Here is a 25,031-nt window from a genome sequence, read left to right on the forward strand (position 1 = left end):
AACGGTTTTCCGTTGCCATTTACGAGATTCTGCCTTCGGGAAAAAAGAGCGCGGTAATAGCTCGAGGATTATTGTTTCACGAGTGGTCGCGGACGAAGTTTGAAGACATTTAACTGGCGATCAGAAGAGGCTCGGTTGGTTTGAAGAGCGACTGGTCTTATCGTAAATGGACTTTTTCCGTATGCGAGAGCCCGTGCCGCAGTGCTGAGTCAATGACCGCTCTCGGCGATTAGCTTCCTCTCACCCTGGCTTAAACATCGGGCCCATCCTCCGCGGGAGGACAGGCCCAGTTGAAGCGTAACTACTCCTGCCCTGCCAGTTCATAGTTAGGGCCGAGAAGCATCTCGAGCACGCCAGGCAGCTGGACGTGATACTGGTCCTGGATCTTGTCCATGAAGCCGAACACCAGGACGAGCCCGATGAAGGGCGGCACGAACCAGCGGATCAGGAACCGCCAGGCATTCATGATCGTGCCCTCGCCGAGTTCGGAGGTGAGCATCTCGCGGCTGAGAATCCAGCCGGCAAAGATTGCAGCCAGGAAACCGCCGAGCGGCAGCAGCAGGCCTTCGGTCATGAAGTCCATGAAGTCGAGATATTCGAGCGAGAAGACATACGCCGCCCCGACCATGAAGAGGACAAAGCCGACGCCGGACGCTGCGCCGATGCGCGTGACGCCCTGGCGTTCTTCAAGCCAGGACACGCCCACTTCCATCAGCGAGATGGATGAGGTGAAGGCAGCAAACAGCGCCAGCGAGAAGAAAATGACGGCGAAGATGGCCCCGCCGGGGATGGCCTCGAAGGCCACCGGCATGGAGACGAAGAACAGGCTGGGGCCGGAGCCTTCATTAAGGCCGGCCGCAAACACGATGGGGAAGATGGCAAAGCCGGCGATGAGCGCCACGAATGTGTCAGAGCCCGCAATGATGACGGAGGATTTCGGGATGCTGGTGGCGCGGTCGAGATAGGCGCCATAGGTGATCATCAGGCCGACGCCGACACCGATGGAGAAGAAGGCCTGACCGAGGGCGGCGAGGAAGGTCTTGAAGCCGACATCCTCCCATTTGGGTTCGAAGATGAAGGACACCGTGCGCGCCACATCGCCATTGGCAAGCGAGAAGCCGACCACCACAAGCACCATGACGAAGAACAGCGGCATCAGGATGGTGGCGGCGCGCTCCAGCCCGCCCTTCACGCCCCGGCCGACGACATAGATGTTAGCCACGATGAACAGGCCGAGCAGCATCAGGATATACCATTTCGAGTTCAGCGGATGTTCGCCCTGCCCGATGGTGTTGAGGAAGTTCTGGCCGGATTCTTCGGCTGTGGTGCCGCTCAGGTTTCCGCCGATGGCCTGGATCACATAGGCGATCAGCCAGGCGGAAATGACCATGTAGAAACTCAGGATGAAGAAGGCTGTGAGCGAGCCGATCCAGGTGACGATGCCCCAGTTCTGGCTGCGGCTTTCAGCGCGGGCGAGAGACTGGACGCCCTCAATGGCCGACATGCCGGATTTGCGGCCCATCGCATATTCCGCCATCAGAAGCGGCAAGGCGATGAATGCCACGCAGAGAATGTAGATGAGGATGAAGGCGCCGCCGCCATTCTCACCGGCCGTGTAGGGAAACCGCCAGAAATTGCCGAGACCGACGGCCGATCCGACCGAAGCCATGATGAAGCCAAATCGCGAACTGAAGGTTTCCGACTTGCGACCAATATCTGCCATGAATTACGCTCCCCAGAGGCAATGTTTGGCGGGACCGTAGCGGCAAGCGGTCAGAAATCAACGCAAATGGCGCAATTCCGGGTCAGATAACACGGTGGGTTGTCAGCTTTTCGTCGCGGTGCAAATGCGCCGAAAGAATGAGCCCGAAACAGGCCATGACCGTGATCAGCGCGGTGCCGCCATACGAGATAAGCGGCAGGGGCATGCCCAGCACCGGCAGCAGGCCCAGCACCATGCCGCTGTTGAAGATGGTGAAGAAACCGATGGTGGAAGTGGCCCCGATGGTGGCCAGGCGCCCGAACCAGCTGCGGTTGCGCGCCGCCACCCGGAAGGACCAGACGAACAGGAAGCCAAACACCGTGAGCAGGCCCACCGAGCCGATGAAGCCGAACTCCTCGGCAATCACCGTGAGGATGAAGTCCGTATGCTGTTCGGGCACATATTCCTGCTGGGACTGGATGCCCTGGAGATAGCCGCGGCCATTGAAGCCGCCCGCCCCGATGGCGATCTTGGCCTGCTCGATCTGGTAACTTTCGCCCAGGCCATTGGTGGTCTGGCCGGTGATGCCGGCGATCAGCGTATCGACGCGCTCTCGCTGGTAGGGCTCCAGGACGAAGGTGTAGATGGCGGGGATCGCGGCAACGCCCGCAACCAGGGCGCCGATCACGTAGCGATAGCCGATGCCGGCGAAGAACACGATGAACACGCCCGACGCGGTGAGCGCCAGGGCGGTCGACAGGTTGGGCTGTTTGAAGACAAGGGCGGCGGGAATGAGAATGATCACGAGCGCGCCAAGGTGGACCCAGAATGGCAGGGAGCGGCCATTGAGCGGCATCATACGCTGGTAATAGCTGGCAACGGCAAGCGTAACGGCGAGTTTTGCGGGCTCTGAGGGCTGGATGATCAGGGGACCGATCTTCAGCCAGCGGGCAGCGCCCCCGCCCATGATGCCGAAAAAGTCGACGAGAACCAGAAGAACGACAACGCCCAGATAGGCAAGCCAGGAGAGCCGCGACCAGATACCCAGCGGCAGGAGCGCCAGGCCGATCATGATGACAAAGCCGATGCCGAGACGGGTCAGCTGTTCGCGCCAGAGGCCGGCTTCACTGGCCGAAGGGGCCTGGGCGACAGGATCCCAGCCGACCGAAAACAGCATGGCGACGCCGACGAGCCCGACGCCGACAATGAGAAAGATGATGCCCCAGGGCATCCGCGCCAGCTTGCTGAACGGGCCAAGCTCGGCAAATTGCAAGGAAGACGACGCGGTGCGCACACGGGCTTCGCCGCGCGTGAAGCCGGTAAAGCCGTCCCGGCTCATGCCGGGTCACCGGTGTTGATTTCGGGCGGGACGACTTCGGGCCGCGTGGCGGCGCGCCGGGCATAATTGGGCGTGCGGCCGCTGTTCATGCGGATGGCAGCGGCGAGGATGTCGCGCGCGACCGGCGCGGCAGTACGCGAGCCGCCTTCGCCATGCTCCACAATGACGGAGATGGCATATTTGGGATTGTCCGCAGGCGCATAGGCCACGAACAGGGCGTGGTCGCGCAGCTCGCGGGCAATGTCTTCGCCGCCGCGAACGCCCGAGCGGCGCTCCTGTTCGGTGATACGGCGGACCTGCGCGGTGCCCGTCTTGCCGGCCAGGCGCGGACCGCCGAGGCCAAGATCGCCGGAACGATAGGCCGTGCCGCCACCTTCGGATGTTACCCCGTACATGCCCGCCTTCATGCGTTCCATGATCTCGGTGTCGAGCGGCGCGTCGAGCAGCGCGTCATCTTCATCCACTGGGCCGAGGCCGATCATCCGGGGACGGATGGGCGCGCCGGTGGCGGCGATCCGCGCGGTCATCAGGGCAAGTTGCAGCGGCGTGGTGCCCAGCTGCCCCTGCCCGATGCCGAAGTTGAGCGTTTCGCCTTCAAACCACGGCTCGCCGCGGTTTTTCTGTTTCCATTCGGGATCTGGCACCAGGCCGCCACGGGCGCCGGTCATGCCGAGGACCCAGGTATGGCCAAAGCCGAACTTGCGCGAGACTTCAGCGATTTTCTCGACGCCCGCCCGGCGCGCGATTTCATAGAAATACACGTCGCAGGACTGTTTGATGGCGTCGTGCATGTTCATGGCGCCATGGCCGGGGCGTTTCCAGCAGTGCCAGGTGCGGTTGCCGAACCGGTAATGGCCGGGGCAGCGGATGCGTTCTTCCGGCTTGATGACGCCAGCCTCGAGCGCGGCGGTGGCCACCACCATCTTGAAGGTCGAGCCGGGCGGATAGACCCCGCCATGCGCGCGCGGATACAGCGGCGAGCGCGGATCATCGCGCAGCAGCGCATAATCGGCGCTGGAAATGCCGTTGACGAACCCGTTGGGATCAAAAGCCGGCGTGGAGACCATTGCCAGCACATCGCCATTTTCAATATCGATGACGACAGCGGCCCCGCTCTCGCCCTCGAAGCGATCAATCGCGACGCGCTGAAGCTCCGAATCGATTGTGACATAAAGGTCCTTGCCCGGAACAGCGGCCTGGCTCGGGTCCTGCTGCAGCTCCCAGAGCGGGCGGCCATGCGCGTTGGCCACGACACGGCGCCGCCCGGGACGGCCGCGCAGCCAGTCTTCGGCAAAGCGTTCCATCCCCTGACGCCCGGTCCGCATATCCGGATGGCGGAACATCTCCTGATAAATGCGCGCGTCTTCCGGCGCGAGGCCAGTGGTCATACGCTCAAGGTCTTCGCCGCTGGCGCGCGCAACATAACCAAGCACATGGCCGAAATCGCGGCCGCGCGGATAGGACCGCGTCGAGGCCATCTGCACGTCGACACCGGCCATCTCCACGGCATGGACCTGCATCCGGGAGAATTCCTCGAATGTCAGCTCCTGGGCCACGATGACCGGCAGGAACGCCGAATTGCGCCGGCGTGCATTGCGAATATCCTCCAGCAGGCGCGTGCGCCGTGCATCGGGCAGGTCGATCAGGTTGGAGATACGGTTCAGCACCGCTTCGGGATCGCTCATCTGTTCCGGGATGACCGAAACGCGGCCTGCCTGACGCTGGGACGCGAGCGGGCGCCCGAATCGGTCAAGGATCTGGCCGCGTTCAGGCGGGGCCAGCACGAGCTTCACATGGTTGGCTTCGGCCAGATCCTGATAGCGCTCGGCATCAAGAAACTGCAGCTGAAACAGGCGGCTGACGAGGGTTGCCCAGACAACACCGCCTACACCGGCCGCCATGAACATGCGGCGGTCGAACATCTCATCAGCGTTTTTACTTTTCCGGCTCATGTCGTCTGCCCTGATGGCTCACCCGGCCGCCGCCCAAGATCAAACATGCGGTATCCGACGAGATAGACAAGCCCTGTGGTGATGATCGAGGCCAGGATCGGTGTCGAGCGCACAAGATGGTCGCTCGTCACACTGGCGAAAATCCAGATCAGGACCAGCGCTATCAGCAGCATGACAACCGGGCCAAGGATGGCCACCAGCGCGTCGCGCATGCCGTCGGTCTGATGGGTAAACCCCGCGCTCAATCCGTATACGGCGAGATTGATGACCGCAAAGCAGCCCAGCGGCGCGTTTGAAACGATGTCCTGCATCAGGCCAAACAGGGTCAACAGGATCATCGGGCGGATGGCGAGGCCGACCCGGCCCCAACCCATCGCGCCCCAGAGCGCGGCAAAGGGCCAGGCGATGGCAATGCCGAAGACTTCGCGCGGCAACATGCCGATCGCGCCCGTCAACACGATGAAGAAGGCGCCAAAGGCGAGCCGCGCGCTGGGCGCTGTCTGGCTCCACAGGGATTTCTTCCGCCGTCTGAGCTTGCCGCTGGCCATGCTTATTGGCCCTCCTGCGGCGGGATGGTAGCGGCTTCCGCGGCCGGGGGCGAGGGCGCGGGGGTCGTTGATGGCGCCGTTGATGGCGAAGGCGATGGCGTAGGTGATGATTGGGCCGGAGCTTGCGTCACCGGGGGGGATTGCGGGGGCGCTTCAGCCGGAGGCGTTGCGGGCGCGCCCTCAGCGCCTTCGGCCACAGCTTCATCCGGCAGCGGCGGCACTTCGGCCACCGGCGCAATGATTTCAGGGGGCTGGATCATCCGCACATAGGTGCCGCCATGATCGCGCATAGCGAGGCGCACGCGCCAGCCGCTGGCATCCTTGCCGGCCGAACCCACAACCAGGCCACGCGGATAAGCCCCGCCATCACCGGAGGTCAGGATACGTTCTCCTTCGACAAAATCGGCGTCTTCGGGAAGGTCGCTAAGACGCCCCCCTTCCCGGTCCTGACCATACATGATGGCCCGCACGCCGCTGACTTCACCCAGCACCGGCAGGCGGCTGGAATAATCACTGATGAGCAGGATGCGCGAAGACCGCTCGCCCAGATGGATGACGCGGCCAACGAGCCCGCCTTCATTGACCGCCACAGCGCCCGGCTCAACGCCCTGCATTTCGCCGGCATTGGCGAGCAGGGTCTGCGAGAATGGCCCGTCGACTTCAGTGGTGACCCGCGCGGTAACCCCCTTTTCAGGCGGCTCGCCCATCAGGTTGAGGATACGCTCATAGGCTTCCAGCCGGTCGGCCATCGAAATGGCCGCGGCCTTGTAACGGGCCAGATCGCGGACTTCGTTCTCAAGCGCGCGCACACGCCGTTCCCGCTCTGCCTGGCCGGTGATGCGGGCCCAGAGGCTGATTTCGCTGGGCGCGCGCAGACGGTCGCTGACCGTAGTGCGCGCGGGCACAAAGAATTCGGAAATCTGGGGCGCGGACTGGGCCACGAGCAGCGCAAAGGCGGCCGCCATCAAAACGCCAAGCGTCAGCCGGCGTGCCCCGCGGGCCGCTGTTTTCTGACCTGTTGGCCCGAAGCGCGCCATTTATTCTGGCTCCCTCGCCGTCCGCGCTGCCTGAGACTTCAGACTTCCGGGCAGAGGACGCTTTTCATTTTTGAATAATTTTCGAGGACATGGCCACACCCGTTGACCACACATTTGAGCGGATCATCCGCGATCATCACAGGCAATTGTGCCTGATTCCGAATGACCACATCAAGATTGCGCAGCAGTGCGCCCCCGCCCGTCAGCACGATGCCCCGGTCGACAATATCCGCAGCCAGCTCTGGGGGCATAGCTTCCAGCGCGATTTTCACCGCGTCCACAATGTCAGTGACCGGCTCGCGCAGCGCTTCGGCGATCATCGCCTCGGTGATTTCGGTTTCCTTCGGAACGCCGTCCAGCGTGCCGCGGCCGCGCACGGTCAGCGCCATGCCGGTGCCGTTTTCAGGCGGCATCGCGGTGCCGATTTCCTTCTTGATCCGCTCGGCAGACATTTCGCCGATGAGAATTTTCTGCTCGCGGCGCAGATAGTTGACGATTGCCTGGTCCATCTTGTCACCGCCCACACGCACGGAGCGCGAATAGACGATGCCGCCAAGGGAGAGGACCGCCACTTCCGAGGTGCCCCCGCCAATATCAACGACCATGGAGCCGGCCGGATCATCAATCGGCAAACCGGCGCCGATGGCGGCGGCCATGGGTTCTTCGATCAGTTCCACATGGCGGGCGCCGGCGGCGAGCGCAGACTGGTGGATGGCGCGGCGCTCAACGCTTGTGGCGGAGCTGGGCACGCAGATGATGATGAGGGGGGAGACAAACGCCCGGCGGTTGTGAACCTTCCGGATGAAATGCTTGATCATTTCCTCGGCGACTTCAAAGTCTGCGATCACCCCGTCGCGCATGGGGCGGATGGCCTCCATGTTCACGGGCGTCTTGCCGAGCATGTTTTTCGCCTGCTCGCCGACCGCATAGACGATCTTTCGGCCGCCCTGGGTCATGTAAGCGACAACGGAAGGTTCATCGAGCTGAACGCCCTGACCCTTGACATAGACAAGGGTGTTCGCGGTCCCGAGGTCGATGGCCATGTCTGTGGACAACAGGCCGAGGAGGCTACCGATCATGCTAATCTCAAGCTCTTTTCTGAAACGGTCCGGATCGTTCCACCCGGTAACGCGCACATTCCTGATGACAGCCCCATACACCATCTGCCGTTAACGCCGCTTTAAAGCAAGGTCTGCTCATCACATAATCGGAACGGGGCGTTCCGGTAGGCGAAATCCGTTGATTCCAAAGGGGCTCTGTGATGCCAGGCAGGCTGCCTCTACAGGAAGCATGGTACGGATCGTACACAATAAGTAAACAGAAAGGTGCGTTCTGTTAACGTTTGACTGCCCGTGAGTCGCTGAAGGCGGGTTTGGTGAGCGGAATATGAACGCCGCGTTCGGATCTGGTTTGCCCGGCTTATGGGACGGTTCACCTGCAGCGCCGGAGAAGGTACGCACAGATTGCTATCCCTCTCCCAGCCATACTGTGTCGCCGGGCACCCCTGCCCCCCGTTGCCTGGCAAACGCCTTCCGGCGCTGCAAATCTCCAGGACGCCGGAAATCAGGCTTTCGTCACGAAGGTGGCGATGACTTTCTTGCGGCCGGTCTTGTCGAAATCGACGGTCAGCTTGTTGCCCTCGGAGAAGGCGACGCGGCCATAGCCAAACTTGTCATGGAAGACGCGGGCGCCGGTGGTAAAGCCGGAAGTGCCCGAGGCGGTGGCGGTCAGCCCGGCAGCATCACGTGGCGGGGCGCCTGTGGGCCGGCCTGCATTTTCCTTGAGGCGCTTCCAGCCGGGGCTCTGATAATCAGAGCGCTCGCCCAGATCCTCGATCGTACCGGAAAAGGCGTCGGCGCTGGCGGGCAGGCCGGAATAGCCTGTCTCCGAGACAGCATCGACATGTTCGGGCGGCAGCTCGTCAATGAAGCGGCTGGGCATCACCGCCTGCCAGCGGCCGTAAATTTGCCGGTTGGCGACGAAGGAGATGTAACACCGCTCCCGCGCGCGCGTGATGCCGACATAGGCGAGGCGGCGCTCTTCCTCGAGGCCCTTGAGGCCGCTTTCATCGAGGCTGCGGCGGGAGGGGAACACTTCCTCTTCCCAGCCGGGCAGGAAAACCACTGGCCATTCAAGGCCCTTGGCGGCGTGGAGGGTGAGAATCTGCACCTGATCCTCGCCGTTTCCGCCCGCCGAGGCGTCCATCACCAGCTCCACATGTTCCAGGAAGCCGGCCAGCGTGTCGAACTCGCCCATGGCGCGGACGAGTTCCTTGAGGTTGTCGAGCCGGGTCTGCGCCTGAGGGCTGCGGTCCTTCTGCAGCATGTCGGTATAGCCGGACTCTTCGAGGATCATCTCGGCGAGTTCTGTGTGCGGCATCCCACCGGCGAGCTTGCCGCGCCAGAGGTTGATCTGGTCGATGAACGTCGTCAGGCCGCGCTTGGCGCCGCCTTTGATCTCATCGGTTTGCAGCACCATAGGGGTGAGCGTGAACAGGCTGCGCCCGTCCTGGCGGGCATAGGATTGCAGTTTGGCGAGGCTGGTATCCCCCACCCCGCGCTTGGGCTCGTTCACCACGCGCTCAAATGCCAGGTCATCATCAGGCGAGCGGATGAGGCGCAGATAGGCCATTGCATCGCGGATTTCGGCGCGCTCGAAGAAGCGCGGGCCGCCGATGACGCGGTAGGGAATGCCCAGAAGGATGAAGCGTTCTTCAAACGCCCGCATCTGCCAGGAGGCGCGCACGAGCACGGCGCAGCCATCATGGCGCCCGCCGCCGCGCACCCAGCTTTCGATGTCGTCGGCGATCAGGCGGCTTTCCGCCTCCCCGTCCCAGAGGCCGCGCACCTTTACCTTCGGTGCGTCGGTATCCTCGTTTACGGCGCTGTCATTGCCGACATACAGCGTCTTGCCGAGACGGCCCTTATTGTGCGCGATGACGCTGGAAGCGGCCGCCAGGATGTGGCGGGTGGAGCGGTAGTTACGCTCCAGGCGAACGACCTTGGCGCCGGGAAAGTCCTTCTCGAAGCGCAGGATGTTGTCGACCTCGGCGCCGCGCCAGCCATAGATCGACTGGTCGTCATCGCCCACGCAGCAGAGGTTCTTCGAGCCCTGCGCGAGGAGGCGCAGCCAGAGATACTGAGCGACGTTGGTATCCTGATACTCATCGACCAGAATGTAGCGGAAGCGGTCATGATATTCGCGAAGAATATCAGGGCTTTCCTGAAAGATCGTGATGTTGTGGATCAGCAGATCGCCAAAGTCGCAGGCGTTGAGCACCCTCAACCGCGCCTGATAGATCTCGTAGCATTTGATCGCCTTTCCATTGCCGAACAGTTCGGCCTCTTCGGGCGGCACCTTTGAGGGCGTCAGCGCGCGGTTCTTCCAGCCATCGATGAGACCGGCGAGATAACGCGGGGTCCAGCGCTTGGGATCAAGGTTTTCGGCCTGGACGATCTGCTTGCAGAGGCGGATCTGGTCGTCGGTATCGAGGATGGTGAAGCTGGATTTCAGGCCGACGAGCTCGGCATGCTTACGCAGGATCTGCGCCGAGATGGAGTGGAACGTGCCGAGCCATCTCAGCCCCTCGCCCGCGTCCCCCAGCAATGCCTGGGCCCGCTCGCGCATTTCGCGGGCGGCCTTGTTGGTGAAGGTCACCGTCAGCGTCTGCGAGGGATAGGCAAGGCGCGTGGCAACGATATGGGCGAGCCGCGAGGTAAGCACGCGCGTCTTGCCCGTACCGGCACCGGCCAGCACCAGCAGCGGGCCTTCGGTGTGCAGCACGGCGTCGCGCTGCTCCGGGTTCAGGCCATTGAGATAGGCCGCGCCATCGCCCGTGGGCACGGGCGGGCGGGCAGATGCCATCTGGCTGATGGAGAGACGATTCGGGTTAGAACTCATCAGGAACATATAGCAGGGCCTGCCATAATAGGCAGGTCTGACTGCACATTATGAACCGAATCGGTTTTGCCGCGTTAGAGAGGCATGAATTTTCGCCAGATACCTCGCGGCCTGCAGATTGCCATAGGCGCAGTTTGCGCTTTTTTCGCCGGGATTTTTCTCTTCCTGATCCTCATGACGTTTCCGGCCTTCGGCACGCCGGTCACCAATTGGGCCCTTGGTATCTGGGGGCCGGACGGGGCGTCCGTCAGCCGGGCGCATACAAGGTTTCCGGGCGTCACCACGCTCGATTTTCAGAACTTTGAAGCCCCCGAAAAAGTCGAGATTGAGGGCGGGACCATCCGGGCCAACCTCTTCGGCTTTATCCCCGGAGTGAGCTGGGTGTCGCGCGCGGACGCGGAGCGCGGCTATATAGCTCTGGCGCCCGGCGGCGATGAGAGCGGCGATTTCTCGCTGCGCAAATTACGCGCCCTGATCGACGAGGTTTCGATCCGCGACATCGACGTGCGCTATACCCGAAATGATCTGACCAATGTGATTGCCATCAAGACCGCGTCAGGCTCGCTGCGCTCTGGCGCGCTGAACATTGATGCTTCAGGCGGTGGCTCGACCCTGCAATTTGAAGGCAGCGCGGAAGCCTCTACCCTTTCCAGCCTGTCTGGCCGCCTGCGGCTGGCGGGCGATAATTTCGCCGATTTTGCCTGGCTAGCCGGTTTCGCCGCGCCCGATACGCCGCCCTATGACGCCGTGGCAGACATCCGCATCGGCGGTGATCTCTGGACATTCGATTTCCGGCCCGAAACCCGGATCGGCGACAGTGATCTTGCCGGCCCACTCAATATTCAGTTTGGCGGCGGCACGCCCATAATTGATGCCGATCTGCGCTCAGCCAACCTTGACTTTGACGATCTGGGCATTGTGTTTGGTGTGCCCATTGGTGTGGGGGCGGATGAAACGGTGGGCGAAGAACAGGAACGCGCGCGCCGCATTCTGGATGAGAGCCCCCGGCTGATCCCGAACGCCGTGATCGATTTCACAAGGCTCGACGCGGTGGACGGTACCGTCACGTTTGAGGCAAATCAGGTGAGCGACGCCATTTTTGACATTCGCGGCCTGAAGCTCGAGATCGAAATTGAAGGCCGGGTGGTGCGCGCGCCGGTATTGGAAGTGCGTTTCGCAGAAGGGCAGCTGTCCTCCTATGTAACCCTTGATGGTTCGCAATCGCCAGCCATGACAACGGCCGAAGGCAAGCTGATCGGTGTACCCTTCGCCAATCTCGCCGCCGATCCCTATGTGAAAGGCACCGTGTTCGGAGAATTCAAACTCGACGCGCGCGGCGACGGGTTTCGCGAGGCGGCCGGCAGCCTGGATGGGCGCCTTTCCACCTGGTCTCAGGACGCAGACCTTCTGGCGATTGTCGCAGAGGGCGCGGCGCTGGATGTGGGCGAAATACTCCTTCTGCTGAACGAACGCGCCGGTGAGGAAGTTTATACGCCCGGCCAGTGCGCCGCTATTTCCGTGGCCTTCACCGACGGCATCGGCGCCATGGACCCTGCCCTGATCGATACCGAGGACAGTCTGGTTCTGCTGAATGGCGAAATTGACCTGAAGCAGGAAACCCTGGACCTGCGGGTACAGTCGGAAGCCAAGGACGCCTCTTTCGGAACGCTTGTCGGTGATCTGACGATCAGCGGAACATTCCGCTCTCCGCGGCTCTCGGTACTGAACCCTGAAATTGCGCTGCAGATTGGCATTGCGGCCGCGCTTGCCAGCGTGACGGGCGGGCTTGCAGCCCTGCCCTTCATCGAGCTGGGCGATACGCCCGATGCGCCCTGCGCAGATATTCTGGCACGCGCGGAAACGACCCGCGAGTAGCCGGGCGTGGAATTCCTCATGACCCATTATGCCTGCTTGTGACGCCTATAGGGGTAGCAACCGGATGCCGCCCCATGACTGCAAAACCGCCCAACGACGATTTCCGGTTCAGCCTGGCTGCCCGGCTTGGCATTGGTTTCACAACGGCGCTTCTCTGGCTGTTGCTGATCGGCATGGCGGGCGGTACGGCAGCGGTGCTGATGGACGGGGAATGGATCGCGGCGCTGGTGCTGGGCGTGACAGTCGCATTCTTTGTGCCCCTGGCGGGCATCGTTCTGCGCGATTGCCGGATGAAATGGGGCTGGCGTGTTTCGCTGGGCGCGGGTGAAGCCTGGTTGCGCCTGCCCCATGGGCGCCTTCTCTTCGGCCCGGCGCCTGCGCTCTCCGGCCCCCTCGCCTACGCTTCCATCAAGGCTATCGAATGGCGCGAGGAAGCCACCCACGCGATGGGCCTCACCACCATCAACCGTGTCTATGCCATCCGGCTGAAGTCTCGCGGGGTGATCCTGATCGGCGAGGATCGGCCGATCCCAAAGACGTTGGACTATACGACGCTGGCAGGCGACGCGGCGCGCGCGCTGGCGCGGAAAGCCGGAACGGGCATGCGCCAGTTGCCGCTGGCCAGAGGCGATGGCGGATTTCTCACGCTATGGGGCGCCTCACGGCCCGACTGGCCCGGCGCCGAGGGGGCAGACCAGATCAGCGAGGCCGATGAGCGCGCGATCCGGCGCAGCGTGTGGATTACGCAGATGTTGCCGGTGTTTGCTTTCGCGATTGTTCAGCTGGTGTTGATGTTGCCCTGATCCGGCCTTCAGCTTTTGCGGAACGCGATCGTCACCTGGCCGATCTCGATGCCGTAGCGGGTGACATAGGCGCGGTTGAGCAGCACGTCGTCCTGCATCAGGAACATCCAGTCATTGAAGCCGACATTCCATGTGCTGCCGCCGACCTTCAGGTCGACCTTGTATTTCCAGTTGAAGGCATTGCCGGAAACCTGTCCTTCGGCGACGCCGGTGACGTCTCCGGCGGTGCCGCGATAGCGGCCATCGCCGAGCACGTCGATTTCCCAGATGCGGGTTTCGCGTTCGCCGTCATCATAGAGAAAATTCTCGGTCAGGGTCAGCCGGTCGCCGACGAGCTCGCCAGTGATGTCCACCTTGAACTGGCGGCGCACCTTGCCGAACCGGTCCTCGAACAGGCCGTAGGCGGAGGTTTCTCCCAGGAAATACTCTTCCAGAACCAGCTGGCGCGGGGCGTCCTGAAACTGTTCCAGCGAGGAAGAAGATGCGCATCCTGTGACAGCCGCCGAGGCAACCCCGGCAGCAAGAACGGGCGCAAGGATACGGGCAACACGCATGAGATCTGGTCCGGTCTGCTGGTTGAACTTATTCAACCGATACGCAGGCCGGACCAGACTGGATGTGTTCGCAGTGGCGGGCGGCCTAGTAAAGCGTCGCCAGCGCCTTGCCGTTATAGTCGGAAATCTCGTTGAACCGGCCTTCCTTGACCTTCTTGGCCCATTCCGGGTCCTGAAGGACCGCGCGGCCAACGCCGACGAGATCAAACTCGCCCTTGTCGAGACGCGCTTCCAGGTCGTCGAGTGAACGGCGCGGAGCGCCTTCCCCGGCGAAGGATTTCTCGAAATCGCCGTTGAGGCCAACCGAGCCGACCGTGATGGTGGGCAGGCCGGTCAGCTTTTTTGCCCAGCCGGCGCCATTGAGGCCGTGTTCGCCGTCGATCTCAGGGAATTCAGGCTCCCAATAGCGGCGCTGGGAAACGTGCAGACAGTCAACGCCCGCATCCACGAACACCTTGAGGAACGCTTCCAGCTCCTGCGGCGTGGGCGCCAGGCGGGCGGTATAGTCCTGCTGCTTCCACTGCGAATAGCGCAGGATGATCGGATGATCCGGGCCGACCTTCTTGCGGATTTCACGGATGATGTCGCCGCCAAAGCTCGCGCGGTCCGTGAGGCTGCCGCCATATTTGTCGGAGCGCTTGTTCATCGCGTCCCAGAAGAATTGGTCGACGAGGTAGCCATGGGCGCCGTGGATTTCCAGCGTATCGAAGCCGAGACGCTTGGATTCAGCGGCCGCGTCTGCAAACGCCATCACCATGTCGTCGACATCGGCGCTGGTCGGCTCTGGCAAAATCTGTTTGCCGGTATGGGTGACGCCCGAGGGGCTGTCGGTGGGCGCATCAGGCTCCGGCCCGGTGCCGGTCTTGCGCACCATGCCCTGGTGCCAGATCTGGGGGGCAATCTTGCCGCCATTGGCGTGAACCTTGGAGACAACCCGCGACCAGCCATCGAGCGCGTCTGCCTTGTAAAAATTGGGAACATTGGGGTCGTTGGACGAGCCACCCCGGCGCACCGTGGTGCCTTCGGTGATCAGGAGGCCCACATCGGCGGCGGCACGGCGGGCGTAATAATCAGCCACATCTTCGCCTGGAACGCCGCCTGGAGACTTGGAGCGCGTCATCGGCGCCATCACGATACGGTTGGGAAGTTCGACGTTTTTCAGCCGGAAAGGCGTGAACAGGGTCCGGGTCATTGGCGGTTTCCTTGAGTTTACCGGGTGATGAAGTGGGCAAGTGTCCGGTCTGCGTCAACCATTGACGTTACAGTATAGGGGCGGCACCCCTGAACTGACGCTTTAGTGGGGATGAAGATGAGACGACTGGTTTTGCTGGCAGGGGTTCTTATGGCGGCGGCAGCCTGCGCGACGCCGGGATATGATTATGCGGCGCGCGCGGCGCCCAATTACGCCGAAGCACTGAACTATACCGATGTCGCCGTCGGCCGGTTTCGCGGCCCAGCCGGGGATATTGCCGAGGCTGAATTTCAGGCGATGATCAATGCAACCGAGCTTCAGGGTCTGCGCTGGTTCACCGTGATGGACCCCATGCGCCCGCAGGGCACCTATGAAGGCGAAGTGCTGATCACCGGCTTTGCCCGCGAAACCCGCTTCCAGCGCGAGCGGCGCTGCGGCAAGTATGGCGGCCTGTTTGACTGTGATCGCCATGTGGTGGTCGAGATGCACTGCCCCAAAGACATCGTGAACGTTGCCGTGCGCGCCACCCTTGTGGACTTTGACACCGGCCGTGCGGTCTTCACCTCAGAACATGGCGGCGCCACTGAGCAGGAAGACTGCTACGACGTGGCAGAATATCCTGATACGGATCAGTCCACCGGCCCCTTCGGCGACGTGATCCATGAAACCCTGCCGCACTGGGACGCGCCCATCGGCATGATCGCAAATGCCGTAGCTGCTGCCATTCCAGCCTTCCGCTATGACATTGCCCCTTACATGACCACGCTGCGCGCCGAGATTGTCGACAAGCCGCTGGTGCCAGAGGAAGCTGCCGATCCACGGTTCGCGGCCGCAGTGAAGGCCACCCGGCGCGGCGAATATATCGGCGCCTGCGCGCAGTGGCAGGAACTGGCCGTAACCTATCCCAAAGCCCCCGGCATCCTGCACAATCTTGCCGCCTGCACCGAAGCGCGCGGAGACCTGGAGAAAGCCCACCTGCTCTACGCCGAAGCGGCCGAAATCGCGCGCGGCATTCCCCTGCTCAAGGACAAGGACGCCAAGCCGATCTTCGACGCGCTGGGGCGCATCTCACGCGGGAGATATGATAACCGTCTGATTGATCAGGTGCGCAGTCCGGCCGGGTATTGACCCTGGCCCGGAAGGGGCCCGAAATGGATCAGCCCTGAAAGAGGCCGATCAGCGGGATACCGGCGGCGCTGGCTTCGGCGGCGATGCCCCAGACAATGCCAGAACTGAAGGCGGTAAAGGCGAAAGCCGTCTTGAGCATGACACGCTTGAACATCGACGGCACTCCCACACTGATACAGGTGGTGATTTCAGTGCAAGAGCCGGGCCTGTCAACGCTTTTTTAACCATCCTTGCCAAAGTCTTGCAGACGGTGCCCATCCGTTAACTTTTTCAGCTTGTCTGCCCGCGCCTTGTCCAGCTTCTTTGCCGCTTTGGTCTGGCCAAACTTCGCGCGGTTTTCCTGCGCGCGTGTTTCCTTTTCGGCCTTTTCCTTCACTTTGCGGAATTTGTTGAGATTGACCGGGTCGCTCATGGCGCGGCGACCTCGGCTGCGGCGATCCGGGCATCCAGCCGCGCTTTCACCTCAGGCCATTCCGTATCCAGAATAGAGAAGAACGCGGTATCGCGCACAAACCCGTCCGGAAGGGTCCGGTGATTGCGCAGCACGCCTTCAAGCTTGCCGCCGAGTTTGAGCACCGCCGCCTTCGACCGCTCATTGCGGTTATCCACCTGATACTGCACGCGGCGCGCGCCCCAGGCCTCAAACGCATGCGCCATCAATAGCCGCTTGGCAGAGGGATTCACCCGCGTGCCCTGCGCCTCGGGCGCATAGCAGGTCATGCCGATCTCGACGCTTTTATTCACTTCACTGGGGTCAAGAAAGCTGGTGATACCAAGAAAGGCGTTGTCGTGCGGACGCTCTGCCGCAAAGGCAATCATCGTGCCATCTTCCGTCCGCCTGCGGATAGACTCCGCCCAGGCGCCTACCCAGTCTCCCGGCCCGCGGAAGGACCACAGCCGGAAAATCTCGGGCGCCCGATCCGCCAGCGCATAAAGCTCAGCTCCATCCGCCCCCGGCACAAAAGGCCGCAGGCGGACGAACTGGTTTTCGAGCGTGACAGGCGCCAGAAACACGGGCCTTAGTCCTTGTGGCTGTCGCGCCACTGTTCCATGGCGAGGGAAATCGCAAAGGTCTCACGGTATTTGGGGCTGGAGGCCGGGCGCGGCGGCGTGGCCGCCGTCATCGCCATGATCTCGGCCAGCTTGTTGTGCGCGGCGCCAGACTGGCCAGCGCCGATATAGGCGTGCAACTCGACCAGCGCCGACGACAGCGGATCATGCGCCCGGATGATGAAATAGGGCTCGTCATCTGCCAGCTTGCCCAGCACATCGAACTGGGAGGGATTGGATTTCGAGCCGACGGGCGGTTTGGACATGGCCTGACCTTTCTGGACATGAGATGATTCTCTGGGCGCCATCCTAGCCGCCCCCCTTCCCCACGTCAGCCTGTTATAGCGCCGCTCAGCGCTCGACCTTCACCACCGCGCCCGTGAAGCCGTCGACCTCGACCACAAGCCGCTGCCCGCTGCCATCCCGGCCCTCGACACGCCAGACACCGCGGCGGGCCTCAACCTTCATCACGTCCCGCATGCCCTGGGCCCGCGCGATGTCCACAGCGGTCGCCCGGCTCACCTGAAAGCCGGCAAACGAGCGGTCATCGCCGCGCTGCGCCAGCGCCGGCGCCGGGCTGAGCGCTGCGGTGACGATTATCAGGGCCATCAGGCCCGTTCGGATGCTGCCCATTGTGCAGGTCCTCCCGAGTTTCGAGGGCACCCCTATCAGCCAAAGACGGAACCGGCGATGAACGGGGTCAGCCCGGCAGGCCAGACTTCCATTTCAGGATACGGGACATGCCCATGACGCAGAGCGCGCCACACAGCGCGCCCGTCGCGGCCACCATCAGCAGGAACACAGCCGCCCCCGTCGGCCCGAGCAACCCGTCGCTTTCCAGCGCCAGCGCAATCAGCGACCCGGCCAGAAACGCGGTGAAGAAGCCCACCAGCGCTCCGGCAAAGAAGGTCGCGCTGAGCCCGGCCGCGCGGCGGGGCACATGCCCCCGCCGCAGATAAAAGTAGGCGGCCCCGCTCAGCGCCGCCGCCAGTATCACAAGAGCCAGAAGGAACAACGCCGCCATGGGAAATTACCGAGGGTCTTGGCGCCCTTATGCCGGGTCCGGTCCGATCATTTTCTCAGGCCGCACGATGGCGTCGAAATCTTCCTCCGAAATGCCGAGCGCCAGGGCTTCGACCTTCAGTGTGGTGCCATTCTTGTGCGCGGTCTTGGCTACTTTTGCGGCCAGATCGTAGCCATACTTTTCCTTCAGCGGCGTCACCAGCATCAGCGAATTTTCAAGGCCGCGCTGGATATTGTCGAGGCGCGGCTCGATGCCGACAACGCAGTTCTCGGTGAAGGACACGGCCGCATCTGCCAGCAGCTGGACAGATTGCAGGAAGTTGTAGGCCATCATCGGGTTGAACACGTTCAGCTCGAAATGACCCTGGCTGCCGGCAAAGCCGATGGCGGCGTTGTTGCCGTGAATATGCGCGCAGACCTGGGTGAGGGCTTCGCACTGGGTCGGGTTCACCTTACCCGGCATGATCGAGGAGCCCGGCTCGTTCTCCGGCAGGGCCAGCTCGCCAAGGCCCGAGCGCGGGCCAGAGCCGAGGAAACGGATGTCGTTGGCGATCTTGAAGCAGCTCATCGCCACGGTCGTGATGGCGCCGTGGGTCATCACCATCGCGTCATGGGCGGCAAGCGCCTCGAACTTGTTGGGCGCGGAGGTGAAGTTCAGGCCGGTGATCTGGGCGATCTTGTCGGCCACCAGCTCGGCAAAGCCCTCCGGCGAGGCAAGGCCGGTGCCCACCGCCGTGCCGCCCTGGGCGAGTTCCATCAGCATCGGCAGGGTCATCTCGATCCGCTTGATGCCGTTTTCGAGCTGTTTGGCGTAGCCGGAGAATTCCTGTCCGAGGGTGACCGGGGTGGCATCCTGCGTATGCGTGCGCCCGATCTTGATGATGTCCTTCCAGGCCTGTGCCTTGTCGTTCAGAGCGTTCTGGAGCTGTTGCAGGGCGGGGACCAGCTTGTGCACGACCTGCTCGGCGCAGGCGATGTGCATGGCGGTCGGGAAGGTGTCGTTGGACGACTGGGACATGTTCACATGATCGTTCGGGTGAACCGGCGCCTTGGAGCCGACCTTGCCGTTCAGGATCTCGATGGCGCGGTTGGAGATCACCTCATTGGCGTTCATGTTCGACTGGGTGCCCGAGCCGGTCTGCCAGACGACCAGCGGGAAATGCGCGTCGAGCTTGCCCTCGATGACTTCATCGGCGGCCTGAACGATGGCGCGGCCGACCAGACGGTCCATTTTCTCCATCGCCATGTTCACTTCGGCGGCGGCTTTCTTGACGATGCCGAGCGCGCGCACGATGGGCTGGGGCTGTTTCTCCCAGCCTATCTTGAAGTTGCCCAGCGAGCGCTGCGCCTGCGCGCCCCAATACTTGTCCGCCTCAACCTCGATAGGGCCGAAAGTGTCCGATTCTGTGCGTGTGGGGGTCTTGGCCATGGGGGCGCTCCTGAAGCTCGGCTTAAGCAATGTCGCCGGGCGGTTTAGCCCCCTGCTCTGCGCTCATCAAGCCGCGATAGCCCCGCTTTCCCACGGGATGCCGGGTTAAGGTGAGAGGAGGGCGCTCGAGAGGTCTTCCGATCAGAAAGGCGAATTGGCTTTCATATAGGCAACCGCCGCTCTTTGCCGGGGCGAGAGCGGCCGCTGTTCGAGCGCGTCAAGCTCGGGCTCCCCTCCCAGAAAATCCTGGGTCGAGCCAAAGATGTGCATGGCATTGTTCAGGGTTACAAAACTGGAATTTACCTGGCCTGGTTTCCAGCCGGACCGGATAAGGATTTCCTTCGCCCGTCGCGCCGCCATGCCCCGGTTGGGCGCGCCCTTGTGAGCCCATCTGCAGACGGTCGCCGCAAACTCCGCAACCTGCCCCTGGTCTCCGAAGGCGATCATGGGCAGGCGATCAATGGTCCGATCCAATTCCACTGGGTCTGCGCCGCGCTGGGCGAGCGCCAACCAGAGGGCCGCGCCATATATGCTCGCTTCGCCAGGGGGCGTGGCACGCGCAGTCGCCTCGCTGATGGCCTGGTAGGCCTCATCGAAAGCGATCTTGAGGACAGAAGGCGTCAAAGTGTGCCCCAATGGCCCACGAATGTGTTCTGCTTCATTCATAGATTTGCCTCCGCGCGGAGACGTTTGAGCTCCTCGACAAAGTGCTGGCCTACCTCGTTTTCGCGGGGATGCAGGGTGAGTGTCTCTGGCAGAATATCCAGCGCCATCGCGTGCCCGGCGCGGCGCACATGCTCGCCGCCGCCGATGATTTCCTGCTCCCACCAGTAGGCATTGGCGTCTCCGGGGCGCCAGCCCGCGATCACGGCAAAACGCACGAACTGGGTATGCTGGGCTTTGGGCGTTTCGTTGGTATTCACGACCCAGGCATGAAGGATCGTGGCAAAGTGTGAAGTCGGGTAGTCCCCAAACGCCCAATCGGGAAGCTGATCAATCAGGTCGGCGACCGCCTGATGATTGTGCGCTATCTGAATCAGCTGGAAATAAAGCGCTGTTCCGAAAGGCTCCCCGTTTTGTGCCTTGCGAACCGCTTCTTCAAACGCCGCCGCAACGTCTGCTTCCTGCGCGATCATGTGCTCGGCGGTAATGGTGAAGTCTTCCGGCCGGGTGAAGTCTTTCTCCCGCGCGTCAGCAGCCGGATTTTCTGTAGCCGGCGGGGATGTCTCTTGGCCCTTTTCCCGCTTGAACATTTTCCACACGACAAATCGCCCCACATTCTGCTCTAACTGATAAGGCGCAGGAACGGGCTAAACCGGGTCAGACATTCCGCGAGGCAGGATTAAGAGTGGACTGGATACAATCGGGCAAAGTCCGCGCGCGCATCACGGAGGATGGCGCGCTGGAGGTGACGTGCACGGGCCTCACCACCCAGACGAAATACTACAAGACCCTGCTCAAAGAGTTCTTCCGCAAGGACTTCCCACGCCTGCGGCCCGGCTATGGTGATTACAGCGTGCATATCGTGATGGAGCATCTGGGCGACGCGCCGTGGATGGACCTCGACAATCTGGCCAAGGCCCTGCTCGACAGCCTGTGCGGGAATGTGTTCGAAGATGACCATCAGGTCGCCCGCCTGCTGGTCGAGCGGCGCGCGGCGGAGCGGGACGGCATCTGGATGCTGGCTGAGGCGATGGAGGGCTGAAGGCCCTTACCCCTCGACGATCAGCTTCTCCAGACCGCGAAAGAACGGCAGCGTCCGCCAGGCCAGTTCTTGCTCCGCCAGCCTCAAATCCGGATAGCGCTCGAACAGCTTCAGATACACATGCCGCGCCTCGATCCGGGCAAGCGGCGCACCAATGCAGATATGCGGACCGCCGCCGAACGCGACATGGCTTGCCCGCTTGCGGGTGATGTCGAACGTCTCGGCCTCCTCGAACACCTCCGGGTCGCGGTTCGCGCCGGCCAGCGACATCCAGACCGGCTGGCGCGCCTTCATGGGGCAGCCGCCCACATCGCGATCGTCGGGGAGGATGCGCGAGGTGATCGAGACCGGCGCTTCAAAGCGCAGAACCTCTTCGACCGCCTGCGCAGCGAGTCCCGGATTGTCCCGGAATGTCCTGATCTGTCCTGGATGTGTCAGGAAAAGCCACACGCCATTGCCGATAAGGTCCGTGGTTGTCAGGTTGCCGCCGACCAGCAGCGCCTCCAGGTTGTTGCGCAGCTCTCCATCGGAAATTTCCGCCTCGCCTGAACCCTGAAGCTGGACCATGTCGGAGACCAGATCATCCTGCGGCGCCTTGCGGCGGGCCTCCATCAACTCGGCAAAGTAAGCGTCGAGCGCATAGGCGCCCCGGATCAGCGCTTCGTCTTCCTCGGGCGTGCGCACGGGGTTCAGCCCAAGAATCACCTCTTCCGACCATTGCCGGAAATCATCCAGGCGCGCCTCATCAACCCCCAAAATTCTCGCAATAACAAGGACAGGAACCGGCACGGCGATCTCCGCCATCAGTTCGAATGGCCCAGACGCTGGCGCCTTCTCGATGATGGCATCGATCATCGCTTCGATCTCCGGCCGCATCCGATTGATCCGCGCATAGAAGGCCTTTGCCAGTGGCTGGCGAATGCGGGCATGGTCGGGATCGTCGAGGAACAGGATGCTGGTGCCCCGCTCCTGGCGCTCCTCCACAAAGCGGGCCGAGAGCGACCCCTCCTCCGCCTTCGTAGGATGACGGACGAAGGAACGGTCGTTCACCGTCTCGCGCACATCCTTGTAGCGCGAGAGCAGCCACACCTTCGCTGCTTCATCGCGGAAGACAGGACAGTCTTCGCGCATGGTCTTGAGCATAGGATGCGGATTGTCCCGCGCGGCGGGATTGAACGCTGAAAGCTCAAGAATGGATTGCACGGCGCCGGCGGGGCGCGAATCGTCTGCCATGATGTCCTCCCTGCCGGTCTGACGCCGGCAATTATCGGGAGAGCTTATCATTGATGATCAGGAAATTCGCCCCTGACGCAGCGTCAGAAATCAGAGGCGCTTGAACGCCATCGGAATGGCTGTGGCTGTCGCGCGCGCAACCAGTTTACCCTCGGCATCAAAACAGTCGGCCTCCATGAAAGCAGCCGATTTTCCGAGCTTGAGTATGCGCGCTTCCACGCTGGCCTTGCCCGGCATCAGACGGCGCAGATAGCTGGTCTTCATCTCCAGCGTCGGCGCAGTCATCGTGACGTTGGAGGCAATGATCACCGCCGTGCTCATGGCTTCGTCCAGCATCGCCGCAATGAAGCCGCCCTGCACGGCGCCGGTAGGATTGGCAAAGCTCGGCGAGACGTCGAACTCCATCTTCACCCATTGCTTGTCCTGGTTCAGGTCTGCCAGGCGCATGCCGAGCGTTTCCGAACAGGGCGGGCGCTTTTTGGAGTTCTGGAACCGCGCGAGCATTTCAGCGTCGGTCACGCGGGGCTTTTCTTCAGTGCTCAATGACCCGGCCTTATGTCTTGCTTGGCGTCTTACTTGCGCCGGAAAGCGTCAAGACTGACGACCGTTTCGCCCGCCACTTTCGGGGTGGGCGCGGGCTCTTCGATGGGCGCGGTGGGCGCTGGCGCGATGACGCCAGCATCCTTTGACTGCGATTCGAAGGCGATCCCGAAGTTCACCGACGGGTCGACAAAGCGCGTGATCGCGGCCAGCGGGATCGACAGATGCTGAGGCACGCCGGAGAATTTCAGGACGATTTCAAAATGCCCTTCATGGACTTCCAGATCCCAATACTGGTGCTGGACCACGATGGTCATCTCTTCGGGAAACCGCTGCACGAGTTGCGGCGGAATCTTCACGCCCGGCGCGCGGGTGCGGAAGGAGATATAGAAATGGTGCTCACCCGGCAGGCCGCCATTGGTTTTCCCGCGGCGGAGCGCTTCACGCACAACGCCGCGCATGGCTGCCTGGGAAAGCGCTTCGTAACCGATATAGTCCGTCATGCTCGCGCTTTGCATCCCCGTTAATTTTTCGTTTCAAACCTAAACTAAGGCCGCGGCTTTAGCCCCGCAACGGGCTTCGCACAACGGGCGAGGTTTTTCTTTTCCCCAGCGCTTTTCTGGATACACGCCGGCAGCGCCCGAATGGCTGGCCAGCCAAGGGCTTAGCCCCTACTCTCTTCTCAAAAGAGGAGGACCGCCATGCAGATGCCCGCTGAAGGACGCCCATGGGACGAGGTGCGCGCAGACATGCTGGCGCGCGGCGCAGGCGATGTTGCGTGGCGCGACGGCAAGACAGCCGTCTACGTTTTCAATGCCGGCGAAGATGTGCACGCCCTCCAGCACGAAGCCTATGGCCTGTTCATGGCGGAAAATGGCCTCGGCCCGCTCGCCTTTCCGTCGCTCGCGCAGATGGAGAAGGATGTGATCTCCATGGCGCTTGGCCTGCTGCACGGACCAGAGGGATCAACCGGCGCCATCACATCGGGCGGCACCGATTCGATCACCATGGCGATCAAGACAGCGCGCGACTATGCCCGCGCCAAGGGCATGGCGAAGGATCGCCACAACATCGTCATCCCGCGCTCGGGTCACCTGGCCTTCCACAAGGCGGCGTTGCTGATGGACATTGAAATCCGCAGCGTGCCGCTCAAGACTGACGGCAGCTACGAAGCCGATCCTGCCGCCATGGCGGCCGCGATTGATGGCGCGACGATCATGATGGTCGGCTCAGCGCCAAACTTCCCGCATGGCATCATCGACCCGATCGCAGAGCTCGGCAAAATCGCTGAAGAGAAAGATGTGTGGTTGCATGTCGACGCCTGTGTCGGCGGTTATTTCGCGCCGTTTGCGCGCATGAACGGCGTGCCGGTGCCGGACTTTGATTTCGCCATTCCAGCAGTGAAGTCCATCAGCGCGGACCTGCACAAATACGGCTACTGCGCCAAGGGCGCCTCAACCGTGCTGTTCCGGTCCGTCGATCTCTACAAGCATATGCCATTTTCGCTCAGCGAATGGTCGGGCGCGCCGATGAAAACGCCGACGCTGGCGGGCACAAGGCCCGGCGGCGCGATCTCGGCAGCCTGGGCGGTGATGAATGTTCTGGGTATTTCGGGCTACCGGGAGAAGCAGGGCCTCGTCTGCCAGACGCGCGAGCGGATCGAAGCCGGCGTGAATGCGCTCGGCTTTGAAGTGCTTGGCAAGCCGCTCCTCGGCCTCGTCGCCTTCCGCCATCCGCAGGCAGACACGCTCGCCCTCTACAGCGCCATGCGGCAGCGCGGCTGGTTCACTTCCTTCACGGTTGAGCCGCCGAGCCTGCATCTCATGCTCTCGCCCAAGCATGCCGAAGTGGCAGACGATTATCTCGCCGACCTCGCCGCCAGCCTTGAAGCGGTGAAGGCGGGAGACACCGCGCCGAAGGTGGAGGCGCGCTACTCCTGATCCAGAGCAGGTGTTGCGCCGCCTCCTCCTCCATGTTCCATTATCCGGCAACGAAACCCGCCGGGACGCGGCGGCACATGT

The 25,031-nt window shown here is 62.5% G+C and carries 26 protein-coding genes; 5 read left to right on the forward strand and 21 right to left on the reverse strand.

What is annotated here, in order from left to right; genetic code table 11:
- Positions 1–301 precede the first annotated feature (301 nt).
- The 7 genes from HNE_RS14500 to HNE_RS14530 all read right to left on the reverse strand — a co-directional run bounded on the left by HNE_RS14500 (position 302) and on the right by HNE_RS14530 (position 10,487).
- Complete coding sequence (locus HNE_RS14500) at positions 302–1,723, reverse strand: sodium-dependent transporter (protein WP_011647907.1); 1,422 nt, start codon at positions 1,721–1,723, stop codon at positions 302–304.
- An 82-nt stretch (positions 1,724–1,805) separates the two neighbouring features.
- The gene (rodA, locus tag HNE_RS14505; protein WP_148205901.1) at positions 1,806–3,041 is read right to left on the reverse strand and encodes a rod shape-determining protein RodA; all 1,236 of its coding nucleotides are present in this window, start codon (positions 3,039–3,041) and stop codon (positions 1,806–1,808) included.
- Positions 3,038–4,993, reverse strand: a complete 1,956-nt coding sequence (gene mrdA / locus HNE_RS14510) for a penicillin-binding protein 2 (RefSeq protein ID WP_011647909.1) — start codon at positions 4,991–4,993, stop codon at positions 3,038–3,040. The genes rodA and mrdA overlap by 4 nt, the downstream gene beginning before the upstream one ends.
- Positions 4,990–5,541, reverse strand: a complete 552-nt coding sequence (locus HNE_RS14515) for a hypothetical protein (protein ID WP_011647910.1) — start codon at positions 5,539–5,541, stop codon at positions 4,990–4,992. Before HNE_RS14515 ends, mrdA begins: the two co-directional genes overlap by 4 nt.
- A 2-nt stretch (positions 5,542–5,543) precedes the next feature.
- Positions 5,544–6,578 (reverse strand): rod shape-determining protein MreC, encoded by a 1,035-nt coding sequence (gene mreC / locus HNE_RS14520; RefSeq protein ID WP_011647911.1) that lies wholly within the window; start codon positions 6,576–6,578, stop codon positions 5,544–5,546.
- A gap of 38 nt (positions 6,579–6,616) precedes the next feature.
- Positions 6,617–7,657 (reverse strand): rod shape-determining protein, encoded by a 1,041-nt coding sequence (locus HNE_RS14525; RefSeq protein ID WP_011647912.1) that lies wholly within the window; start codon positions 7,655–7,657, stop codon positions 6,617–6,619.
- A gap of 484 nt (positions 7,658–8,141) precedes the next feature.
- Positions 8,142–10,487: an ATP-dependent helicase gene (locus HNE_RS14530; RefSeq protein ID WP_011647913.1), complete on the reverse strand. Its 2,346-nt coding sequence runs from the start codon at positions 10,485–10,487 to the stop codon at positions 8,142–8,144.
- Between the two features lie 165 nt (positions 10,488–10,652).
- On the opposite strand from HNE_RS14530, the gene HNE_RS14535 reads away from it, so the two are divergent.
- Both HNE_RS14535 and HNE_RS14540 read left to right on the forward strand, forming a co-directional pair.
- Positions 10,653–12,353, forward strand: a complete 1,701-nt coding sequence (locus HNE_RS14535) for an AsmA family protein (protein ID WP_011647914.1) — start codon at positions 10,653–10,655, stop codon at positions 12,351–12,353.
- A gap of 74 nt (positions 12,354–12,427) precedes the next feature.
- Positions 12,428–13,156: a hypothetical protein gene (locus HNE_RS14540; RefSeq protein WP_011647915.1), complete on the forward strand. Its 729-nt coding sequence runs from the start codon at positions 12,428–12,430 to the stop codon at positions 13,154–13,156.
- 8 nt (positions 13,157–13,164) lie between these two features.
- Here the strand turns inward: HNE_RS14540 and HNE_RS14545 are convergent, their stop codons facing one another.
- On the reverse strand, positions 13,165–13,710 hold the full coding sequence (locus HNE_RS14545; protein WP_011647916.1) for a DUF3833 domain-containing protein: 546 nt from the start codon (positions 13,708–13,710) through the stop codon (positions 13,165–13,167).
- An 85-nt stretch (positions 13,711–13,795) separates the two neighbouring features.
- Positions 13,796–14,902 (reverse strand): NADH:flavin oxidoreductase, encoded by a 1,107-nt coding sequence (locus tag HNE_RS14550; protein ID WP_011647917.1) that lies wholly within the window; start codon positions 14,900–14,902, stop codon positions 13,796–13,798.
- A gap of 117 nt (positions 14,903–15,019) precedes the next feature.
- Here HNE_RS14550 and HNE_RS14555 point away from each other — a divergent pair, with 117 nt between their 5' ends.
- Entirely contained in the window at positions 15,020–16,030 is a 1,011-nt protein-coding gene (locus tag HNE_RS14555) for a hypothetical protein (RefSeq protein WP_148205903.1), read from the forward strand.
- A gap of 28 nt (positions 16,031–16,058) precedes the next feature.
- Here HNE_RS14555 and HNE_RS19030 read toward each other — a convergent pair whose 3' ends face one another.
- The 9 genes from HNE_RS19030 to HNE_RS14595 form a co-directional block, all read right to left on the reverse strand.
- Positions 16,059–16,184, reverse strand: coding sequence for a hypothetical protein (locus HNE_RS19030; protein WP_011647919.1), 126 nt, complete (start codon positions 16,182–16,184; stop codon positions 16,059–16,061).
- 66 nt (positions 16,185–16,250) lie between these two features.
- Complete coding sequence (locus HNE_RS14560; RefSeq protein WP_011647920.1) at positions 16,251–16,442, reverse strand: DUF4169 family protein; 192 nt, start codon at positions 16,440–16,442, stop codon at positions 16,251–16,253.
- Positions 16,439–17,044, reverse strand: a complete 606-nt coding sequence (locus HNE_RS14565) for a GNAT family N-acetyltransferase (RefSeq protein WP_011647921.1) — start codon at positions 17,042–17,044, stop codon at positions 16,439–16,441. Before HNE_RS14565 ends, HNE_RS14560 begins: the two co-directional genes overlap by 4 nt.
- A gap of 5 nt (positions 17,045–17,049) precedes the next feature.
- Positions 17,050–17,346 carry a hypothetical protein gene (locus tag HNE_RS14570; RefSeq protein ID WP_035591528.1) on the reverse strand — a complete coding sequence of 99 codons (297 nt, stop codon included), beginning with the start codon at positions 17,344–17,346 and terminating at the stop codon, positions 17,050–17,052.
- A gap of 85 nt (positions 17,347–17,431) precedes the next feature.
- Entirely contained in the window at positions 17,432–17,713 is a 282-nt protein-coding gene (locus HNE_RS14575) for a PepSY domain-containing protein (RefSeq protein WP_011647923.1), read from the reverse strand.
- 67 nt (positions 17,714–17,780) lie between these two features.
- Entirely contained in the window at positions 17,781–18,104 is a 324-nt protein-coding gene (locus HNE_RS14580; protein ID WP_011647924.1) for a hypothetical protein, read from the reverse strand.
- Between the two features lie 27 nt (positions 18,105–18,131).
- Positions 18,132–19,532 carry a class II fumarate hydratase gene (fumC, locus tag HNE_RS14585; RefSeq protein WP_011647925.1) on the reverse strand — a complete coding sequence of 467 codons (1,401 nt, stop codon included), beginning with the start codon at positions 19,530–19,532 and terminating at the stop codon, positions 18,132–18,134.
- Between the two features lie 141 nt (positions 19,533–19,673).
- Complete coding sequence (locus HNE_RS14590; protein WP_148205904.1) at positions 19,674–20,198, reverse strand: hypothetical protein; 525 nt, start codon at positions 20,196–20,198, stop codon at positions 19,674–19,676.
- Positions 20,195–20,794, reverse strand: a complete 600-nt coding sequence (locus HNE_RS14595) for a hypothetical protein (protein WP_156950310.1) — start codon at positions 20,792–20,794, stop codon at positions 20,195–20,197. Before HNE_RS14595 ends, HNE_RS14590 begins: the two co-directional genes overlap by 4 nt.
- Before the next feature lie 86 nt (positions 20,795–20,880).
- Between HNE_RS14595 and HNE_RS14600 the strand changes: the two genes are divergently transcribed.
- On the forward strand, positions 20,881–21,237 hold the full coding sequence (locus HNE_RS14600) for a RusA family crossover junction endodeoxyribonuclease (protein WP_011647927.1): 357 nt from the start codon (positions 20,881–20,883) through the stop codon (positions 21,235–21,237).
- Between the two features lie 6 nt (positions 21,238–21,243).
- Here the strand turns inward: HNE_RS14600 and HNE_RS14605 are convergent, their stop codons facing one another.
- The 3 genes from HNE_RS14605 to HNE_RS14615 all read right to left on the reverse strand — a co-directional run bounded on the left by HNE_RS14605 (position 21,244) and on the right by HNE_RS14615 (position 23,528).
- The gene (locus tag HNE_RS14605; protein WP_011647928.1) at positions 21,244–22,470 is read right to left on the reverse strand and encodes a cytochrome P450; all 1,227 of its coding nucleotides are present in this window, start codon (positions 22,468–22,470) and stop codon (positions 21,244–21,246) included.
- Between the two features lie 90 nt (positions 22,471–22,560).
- Positions 22,561–22,989 (reverse strand): PaaI family thioesterase, encoded by a 429-nt coding sequence (locus tag HNE_RS14610; protein ID WP_233351918.1) that lies wholly within the window; start codon positions 22,987–22,989, stop codon positions 22,561–22,563.
- Positions 22,990–23,042: 53 nt separating this feature from the next.
- Positions 23,043–23,528, reverse strand: a complete 486-nt coding sequence (locus HNE_RS14615; protein WP_035591521.1) for an SspB family protein — start codon at positions 23,526–23,528, stop codon at positions 23,043–23,045.
- Positions 23,529–23,711: 183 nt separating this feature from the next.
- On the opposite strand from HNE_RS14615, the gene HNE_RS14620 reads away from it, so the two are divergent.
- Positions 23,712–24,950 (forward strand): pyridoxal phosphate-dependent decarboxylase family protein, encoded by a 1,239-nt coding sequence (locus HNE_RS14620; RefSeq protein WP_011647931.1) that lies wholly within the window; start codon positions 23,712–23,714, stop codon positions 24,948–24,950.
- Positions 24,951–25,031: the final 81 nt, after the last annotated feature.

This window comes from Hyphomonas neptunium ATCC 15444 (assembly GCF_000013025.1).
GTDB lineage: Bacteria > Pseudomonadota > Alphaproteobacteria > Caulobacterales > Hyphomonadaceae > Hyphomonas > Hyphomonas neptunia.